The 8170-nt window shown below is 34.7% G+C and carries 9 protein-coding genes; 4 read left to right on the top strand and 5 right to left on the bottom strand.

The features are described from left to right. The first annotated feature begins 515 nt into the window (after window positions 1-515). From MW688_RS18320 to MW688_RS18310, 3 genes are all read left to right on the top strand, one after another. Complete coding sequence (locus MW688_RS18320) at window positions 516-656, top strand: RtcB family protein (protein WP_486737457.1); 141 nt, start codon at window positions 516-518, stop codon at window positions 654-656. Window positions 657-868: 212 nt separating this feature from the next. After that, window positions 869-1057 carry a type II toxin-antitoxin system HicA family toxin gene (locus tag MW688_RS18315; RefSeq protein ID WP_486737456.1) on the top strand — a complete coding sequence of 63 codons (189 nt, stop codon included), beginning with the start codon at window positions 869-871 and terminating at the stop codon, window positions 1055-1057. Between the two features lie 10 nt (window positions 1058-1067). Then, entirely contained in the window at window positions 1068-1343 is a 276-nt protein-coding gene (locus tag MW688_RS18310) for a type II toxin-antitoxin system HicB family antitoxin (RefSeq protein WP_486737455.1), read from the top strand. Window positions 1344-1390: 47 nt separating this feature from the next. Here MW688_RS18310 and MW688_RS18305 read toward each other — a convergent pair whose 3' ends face one another. Continuing rightward, window positions 1391-2755, bottom strand: a complete 1365-nt coding sequence (locus MW688_RS18305; protein WP_486737454.1) for a cytochrome P450 — start codon at window positions 2753-2755, stop codon at window positions 1391-1393. Window positions 2756-3402: 647 nt separating this feature from the next. On the opposite strand from MW688_RS18305, the gene MW688_RS18300 reads away from it, so the two are divergent. Then, window positions 3403-4821 carry a protein adenylyltransferase SelO gene (locus MW688_RS18300; RefSeq protein WP_486737453.1) on the top strand — a complete coding sequence of 473 codons (1419 nt, stop codon included), beginning with the start codon at window positions 3403-3405 and terminating at the stop codon, window positions 4819-4821. A 169-nt stretch (window positions 4822-4990) separates the two neighbouring features. Here the strand turns inward: MW688_RS18300 and MW688_RS18295 are convergent, their stop codons facing one another. The 4 genes from MW688_RS18295 to MW688_RS18280 all read right to left on the bottom strand — a co-directional run bounded on the left by MW688_RS18295 (window position 4991) and on the right by MW688_RS18280 (window position 8121). Further along, window positions 4991-5773: a DALR anticodon-binding domain-containing protein gene (locus MW688_RS18295; RefSeq protein WP_486737452.1), complete on the bottom strand. Its 783-nt coding sequence runs from the start codon at window positions 5771-5773 to the stop codon at window positions 4991-4993. A 69-nt stretch (window positions 5774-5842) separates the two neighbouring features. Beyond that, window positions 5843-6604, bottom strand: a complete 762-nt coding sequence (locus MW688_RS18290; RefSeq protein ID WP_486737451.1) for a PspA/IM30 family protein — start codon at window positions 6602-6604, stop codon at window positions 5843-5845. 191 nt (window positions 6605-6795) lie between these two features. Continuing rightward, window positions 6796-7533 (bottom strand): PspA/IM30 family protein, encoded by a 738-nt coding sequence (locus MW688_RS18285; RefSeq protein WP_486737450.1) that lies wholly within the window; start codon window positions 7531-7533, stop codon window positions 6796-6798. A gap of 96 nt (window positions 7534-7629) precedes the next feature. Continuing rightward, on the bottom strand, window positions 7630-8121 hold the full coding sequence (locus MW688_RS18280) for a hypothetical protein (protein ID WP_486737449.1): 492 nt from the start codon (window positions 8119-8121) through the stop codon (window positions 7630-7632). Window positions 8122-8170 lie beyond the last annotated feature (49 nt).

Raw genomic sequence — 8170 nt, 5'->3', positions numbered from 1 at the left:
AACCTACAGGTTACTGGCTTCTTACTCATTACTTATTACTTCAAAACTCATCTAGGTGCGTTACGGGCTTCGCACGCTTCACACACTACAACTACAACCACTAATATAATGTTGGGTTTCGTGACAAGGGCCCAACCTACAGGTTACTGGCTTCTTACTTCAAAACTCATTACTTATTACTTCAAAACTCATCTAGCGGTGCGTTACGGGCTTCGCCCTAACACACCCTACTCATACTGGCTTCTTACTTCAAAACTCATTACTTATTACTTCAAAACTCATCTAGCGGTGCGTTACGGGCTTCGCCCTAACACACCCTACTCATACTTAATTTTCTAATTAAATGTATATTGCTATACATTATTTTCTTAAACAAAATCTAAAAAAGCACTAATTCACAAGTTGGTGTTTTTGTCAAGTTTTATGTTAAGAAAGATGTTTATAAAGGATAGCACCATTGATGAGGGTATTTACTTCAAAACTCATTACTTCAAAACTCATTACTCAAAAGGGCGATCGCCTTACAAGCTGAACGTATTATCGAGGAGGCACCAGTGGCTTATAAACCAATCACTCCTGTGATTGAAAGTCAGGTAAAAACTGGAATGGTGAACGTGGTGGCTAAACTGAGACCCATTTTAACGTTTAAATCTTAGTCTGAGAGCAGTTATAGCAGTGCTCGTTGTAGTGTTAACCATATTTACTGAGATCTTGCACAATTGCAGGGTATATATACTTATTTGTCAACATATTTGTTACACTGTTTACCGATTCAAGGCTAAGCAACTTTAAATTCAGCAATGCCACTTTTTCTAGCTAGAACCAAAAAACTCGTCATAAGCCATCCAATTTGGTTAAAATGATGATTATGGATAGTCGTGAAATTATTAAGAAACTCAAGAAAGACGGATGGTATCAAGTTACCACCACAGGTAGTCATCACCATTTTAAACATCCTGAAAAAAAGGGAAAAGTTACTGTTCCTCACCCAAAAAAAGATATTCCACTCAAAACTTTAATTAGTATCGAAAAACAAGCAAAACTTAAATTACGTTAAAGGAAAAATAATGAATACTTACATAGCCACAGTTCATAAGGATAAAGATAGTGATTACGGAGTACAATTTTATGACTTTCCTGGTTGTATTAGCGCAGGAGACACTATAGAAGAAGCTAAGTTAATGGCTACAGAAGCTTTAAAAGGACATATTAACTTAATGCAAGAAGACGGGGACTTAATACCCCCTCCGAGTACTCTGGAAACTATTTTAGGTGATAAAGATCATCAAGAAGCACTTGCTTTTTTAAGAATTGAAGTACCAGTAGCTTTATTATCAAACTAAGTAAGTACCGCTCATAAAATGCTAGAAATAATGCTCTGAATCTGATCCTATAAAACATCGACTACTTTCATATTCACACCGCCTGCTGGGGTAGTAGTAAAACCTCTCCTCACAGGGAAAATAGGGCGATTATTTACTAAAGTAAGCTTTAGATGCTTTAATACTGTGGCTAATACCAATTTCATTTCATACCAAGCTAAAGCAGAACCCAAACAACGACGATTACTGCCACCAAAGGCGATAAATTCATAAGGTGAAAATTGGCGCTCTAAAAATCGTTCTGGTTTAAACTTTTTCGATTCTGGATAAATATCGGGATGATGGTGAACTAGGTAAATACAGGGTATTAATGCTATACCTGCGGGTAAAGAATAGTTAAGGAACTCCATTGGTTGTTTTAAAATTCTGCCAAAAGTAAATAAGGCAGTAGGATAAATTCGTAAACTCTCAGAAACTACTGCTGTTAAATAGGGAAGTTTGGCAATTTCTGTGGGGTCAGTATCAGGATTAATATTATCTAATTCATCCATTAATTGATGATAAATATCTGGTTGAGAATGAATCCAATAAAATGCCCAAGCCAATGAAGAAGCGGTGGTTTCATGACCTGCGAATAGGAGAGTTAATAATTCATCTCTGATTTCTGCTTTAGTTAAATGTTGTCCTTCTTCATCAACTGCTGATAATAGTAAACTGAGAATATCTTCTCCTTCTTCTTGTTGCTGATGTGTATCTATTTCTTGACTGAGAAGATTGTATATTTCTCGTTTTTGATATTGATAGTTTCCCCAAGGAGTCCATTTTCCCCAATCTTTTTGCAAAAAGGGTAAAAATAGTGTTGTTGTATAAATGGGAGAGTTAAATAAATCTAAAATTTTACTAAAATTTTTTCCTAGTTCTTCATAGCGCTTTCCTTGGTCTAAGCCAAAAACAGCTTGCATAATTACATTTAAAGTTATTTCTTGGGCAAATTCTCTTACAGAAAAGTAACTATCTTTTGTTAATTTGGCAATACTTTTTTCAGTAACTTTAGTAATAATTTTTCCGTAACTTTGTAATCTTTGTCCATGAAAAGAGGGCATTAATAATTTACGTCTTTGTTGATGAGGATAACCATCTAGTTGTAAAATAGATTGGTCTCCTAGTAAGGGTTTTAGTGCTGCATTAGAGGTGGCAGTATCTAGTAAACTAGGATTAATATTAAATAGGGCTTCAACTCCTTGGGAATTACCAATTAAAATAAAAGACGGAAAGCTTGAAAATTGAGGTGATAAATAAATATCACCATAAAGATTTCTCTGTTGTTCCAAAAATTGTAATGGTTGAAAAATGATTCTATAAGTGTTTTTTAATCCATAGCTTTTTGATTTTGGTGGTAAAGAAGTTGTTGAGGTTGAGGTGAGTTGAGTCATATCCAGTTATGTATGGCAATAAAATTTTAATTATCTTTTTTAACTAATATAGCATTTTTACCAGTTAAATAAATATTTTGTAGTATTTTATGTTTTAAAGTATGAAGAAGTAATCTCAAATCCAGAGATGTTGAATTATGAGTAATGAGTAATGAGTAATGAGTAAGAAGTATTGAAGTTTTGAAGTAATGAGTAAAAGAATTGATATTAAACCCCTAGGAGACAAAGATTATAGAGAATTAACCATAAAGAACATTTTTCCTTAAAAATTAGTACATAAGTTCTGGTGGAAGATATGAGCTAAGGGGAGAGAAAATGGCGATCGCCTATATAAATCCCTAAATTGCTATAATTAAATAACTTTTGCCTCTAGCTTAGACCAAAGCACCAGAACAAAAGTACTGAAATTTGCCAACAGGCGAGAATCAATTTTAAAAATCCCCATCTATGCCGACCTCCTGCCTCCTGCCTCCTGCCTCCTGCCTCCTTTTAAGAGGTTAGGATCCATTCTTTTACTTCAAAACTCATTACTCATTACTCATTACTCATTACTCAACCACAACCAGTAAATGAGTGATAAAGATGCAACATCTGAGTCTAGCCTATTTTCGACAGAGCGATCGCAAACTATTACAACCCTATGAATAATGAATATTAATCAATCTAACCCTTTTTTGAATTTAGAATATCAAACGGCTATCGAAGTCGATTTAGGCGATGAATATTTTGATCTAGTAGAAGCTGCCCAATTTCCTGAACATTTACTGAGATTTCGTAATGATGATGTACTAGAAATAATGGGACTTGAACCGGAATCAGTGAGCGATCGCCATTTTCTTGAAGCATTTGGTGAGTTTCAATCAGTAAGACCATTTTTAGCTCTACGTTATCACGGTTATCAATTTGGCAGTTATAATCCTTTTTTAGGAGATGGTAGAGGTTTTATTTATGGACAAGTTAGAGGCAAAGATGGACGTCTTTATGATTTAGGCACAAAAGGTTCAGGAAGAACTCCCTATTCTCGTAATGCTGATGGTAGATTAACTCTAAAAGGGGGTGTGAGAGAAGTTTTAGCGGCTGAGGCTTTACATCGACTTGGAGTTAATACCTCTAGATGTTTGAGTTTAGTAGAAACTGGAGAATCTTTATGGCGATATGACGAACCTTCCCCAACTCGTGCCTCAGTTATGATACGTTTTAGTCATTCTCATTTACGCTTTGGTACTTTTGAAAGACTCGATTATATTCAACGTCATGATTTAGTAGAAAAGTTATTAGAACATATCATTTATTACTATTATTCTGATTTAGTGGGGTTAGAAGACCGCTATATTCAATTTTATCAACAGTTGATAGAAAAAGTTGCTACATTGGCGGCACAATGGATGGCGGCGGGTTTTTGTCATGGAGTACTTAATACAGATAATATGTCTTTAACAGGAGAAAGCTTTGATTATGGTCCTTATGCTTTTATTCCTACATACAATCGCAAATTTACTGCCGCTTACTTTGATTCTGGTGGTTTATATAGTTATGGAAATCAACCCTGGATTTGTAAATGGAATTTAGAAAAGTTACAAAAACCCCTTAGTCTAGTTATGGCCAAAATAGATTTAGAGAGTAGCATAGTAGAGTTTGATGATTTATATCAAAATACTTATAATCAACTGATGGGAAAAAAATTAGGCTTGAGTGAATTACCTCTAGTTGATGGGAATGATTTAGTTACAGAAACGATTCAATTACTCCAAGATTCTCAAATTGGTTATCATTATTTTTTTGCTGAATTAGCTAAACAGTTTAATGATGGTTGGTTTGAAGATGCTAGTACTATTTTAGAGAATTTAGAGATTAAATCTGAAAATTTAGAGGATTGGCGGCGAATTTATCATCGTGTTTTAACTAAATTGCCAGCTTCACAAAGAACAAAAGTAGGCGATATCCTCCAGAAAGCTAATCCCCAAACTGCTTTACTCAGACCAGAAATTGAGTCGGTTTGGTCTGCGATCGCAGAATCTGATGATTGGCAACCTTTTAATAAACTTCTGCAACAAATTAGAGAATAGTTGTGTTGACGGCTGGAAACTTTCAAGAAAACAGAAAGAGAGCCGGCGACTTTCCTTGTTTCGTCTCGACTCTCTAACTGGTTCACTCCTCACACTCCTATAGAGCATACCTGATCAAAATTTATTTGTCAAGGATTTTATTAATTTTTCTCTCAAAAATCTCTATAATTTACAAACTAGTTGGTGCAAATACTTGTAAACGAATTTCTAGTAACTGTTTTAAATAGTGTTGAACTATAGTTACAAGCATAATTCTTATTTCTCTTAAGTCAGGACTATTGCGCCATATTCCAGCTTGAGTATCCCAAAAAAGAAGAGCTGAAGCTAATTTATTAGCTAATTTTAACCAATTATGAGGGGTTTTAGCATCAAGAGCGTCTGTTATTTCAGCTAGGGAAATAATTAATTGTCTATCTGCCGATTCAAGATTTAGAGGAAGTTTAATCAAATCAAGAGGTTGTAAAAGTTCTCCCCTACTATTAATTAGTTGCTGTTGTCTAGCTAAACGTAACCAAGCGCAACAGCGAGAGTAAGTATATTGTATGGGGAAAACAGAAGCAACAATCATATTTTCTGGTTTTGCTTGAGAGGATTCTACTGTGACAAAAGACTGTAAACTGAGTCTATAGAGTTTTTTTAACCAAAGTTCAACAATAATGTCAGTTGGTTGCAAATCAAAAACTTGATTCTTAATAAGATTAATTTTTATTTCTAGTTTTTCAGCTACAGAAGATAGTAAGTAGCTGGTTTCAGGATTGTTTGTATCTATATCTATATAGCTAACTTGAGAAACCAAACGACAACGGTAAGTAATTTGTTGGGTATGATGAAGTAAGTATACTGGTATCTCTAAATATGTCTTCTCATTTTCTGGGGCGATTTGGGGTAAGATTGACTTATATAATTGTTTTAGCAACCATTGTCTTAAAGAAATCTCTATGGAATTAATCATGACTATATAAAGAAAATACCCACAGAAGTGTGAAGCCGTGGGTTATTTTCAACAAGATGATTACTACTTCTATTGATTGAGTTGAGATCTCAATTCCTCTAATTCTGCATCTACTGCTGAATCTTGGGGAGAAGAATTTTCCGCCGCAGGTAAATTACCTTGAGTGGGAGAAGCTCCACTTAATTGTGCTTTCATTGCCGCTAATTCGTCTTCTACACCTCCTGCCGCTTCGAGTTGGTTAAATTGTTCTTCTAAGCCTGAACCGCCAATTTCTCCTATTGCTTGAGATTTGGCTTCTTCCATCATTACTTTTTCTTCCATACGCTCAAAGGCACTCATTGCTGAACTGGTGCTCATGTTGGAGAGAGTCCCTTGTAGTTGTTGATTAGCTTTAGCGGCATTGGCTCTAGCTTTGAGCATATCTTTTTTGGTCTTAGCTTCAGATATTTTACTTTCTAAAGTTACTAATTTACGCTTTAAGTCTTGTACTTGAGAAGTTTGAATCTCTAATTGCTGTTGCAGGGTGTTAGCTGTTTCACTATATGATTTTTTTCTGATTAAAGCTTCTCTTGCTAAGTCTTCTTGTCCTTTTTGAAGGGCAAGTTGAGCTCTTTGTTGCCATTTATTAGCTTCTGTTTGATTGCTTGTATATTGTTTTTCTGTACGTTTTTGACTAGCGATCGCCTGAGCTATTGCTTGTCTTAATTGTACTAAATCCCCCTGCATGTCTACTACAGCTTGCTCTAGTACCTTTTCTGGGTCTTCTGCTTTACTTACTAAATCATTGAGATTAGCTCTAAAAACTCTACTTAAACGATCAAATAATCCCATAATTTTTTCTTTCCTACGTTTGCTTTATTTTTTTTACTACATCCTGTATTTGTTTTTTCAGAATGATTGGTATCGTACTATTATTCACTTCCTTATTATATTTTGCCTCTTTTTACGCTAATTCACCACCTTTATTTTGATCTATATTTTCGATTATGATTTTCGATTATGATTTTCGATTATGAGCGGTATTAAATCTTTTCTATTTCTGCTTTTAGTTGATCTATTTCTGCAATTTCTTCATATTCTCTACTTTCCATACTGACTCGTCGTGATAATTGAGGGTTGAGGTTTTTGTTTCTCATCTGAGCCAATTCCGTTTTCAGTGTTTGTTCAGTTTCTAGTCTGTTAAATTTTTTTTCGATAGGATCTTTATTCAGTTCTACTATCTCTTCTAGTTCTAACACTTTTGTTTCTAGCTTTTCTAAAGCTGCTGCCGCACCTGTTGTGCTTAAGCTTCCTGTTACTTCTTGAAGTTTTTGTTCTGCTGTCGCTGATGTGATTCTGGCTATATATAGGTTTTTTTGCATTTTCATTTCTGCCAGTTTACCTTCAACCGTACGCATTTGTAGTTTTAGCTTGTTTACTACTGTTTGTTGTTCTTGAATTTGTTTTTCTAGGATTTTTTTTTGTTCTAAATAAGGCATTCGTTTTAGTAATGCTTCTTCCGCAATTCTTTCTGCCTGTTGATTGATTGCTAATTCAGCACGACGATACCATTCTTGAGCTTGATTCTGAGTTATTTTTATTTGACGTTCAGTCCGTTTTTGTAGAGCTATAGTTTGAGCTATTGCTCTGCGAATTACAATTAGTTCCTTTTCTACTTTTTCTATAGCTGTTTCTAATATCTTTTCGGGATCTTCTGCTTCTTTGACAAAACTGTTAATATTTATACTTACTAGTTGCCAAATGCGACCAACTACTCCCATATTTTTACCCTCTTTTCGACCCTAGTTATTTCCATTATAGTTTATTCTCTGGTTTTCCCAATTATTTTTTTGTCTGTTTTCACAACTAGATAAAATTTATTTAAGCATTTTAGTTACTGTTTTTAAATTTAACTCAATTGTTTCTTTAGATAAATCTACGCCTTCGACTATTTCTGGAGAAGAAATAGTCGAGTTTGTGGCGGGATAATCAGGTATTGAACTATTTGTATTTAGGTTTAGCCCTAATAGAGAGCTGCCTATGACTGTTAAAATTACCGAAGCTATGCCCCAGGGGGAGGTAAATGAATAAATAAATGCTGGCAGTTTACTTCTTATCGGTTTTGCTTCTATGACATAATCATAATCATTTTCCTCTGCTTCTGGGGTATTTGCTTCGTTTCTAGTTGCTTCTTTTTTAGTTACTAGATTATCTTGTGATTCAACTATTTTCCTAGTAGTAGAAATCGGGTATCTTTGTATTTCCCTATTTCTCTGATTTTTATATTTAGCTATTTCCTGGGCAATATCTAAATCTAGACTACTAATAGTCATTCTGAGACGAGGATGAATAAATGATGATTCTGTCATCTTTCCGCCCTCATGGAGACTCTCGCTAAACCTCTCATCAGGTTAGCGA

The organism is Johannesbaptistia floridana (genome assembly GCF_057440575.1).
This window is presented reverse-complemented; position numbering and strand designations above follow the sequence as displayed.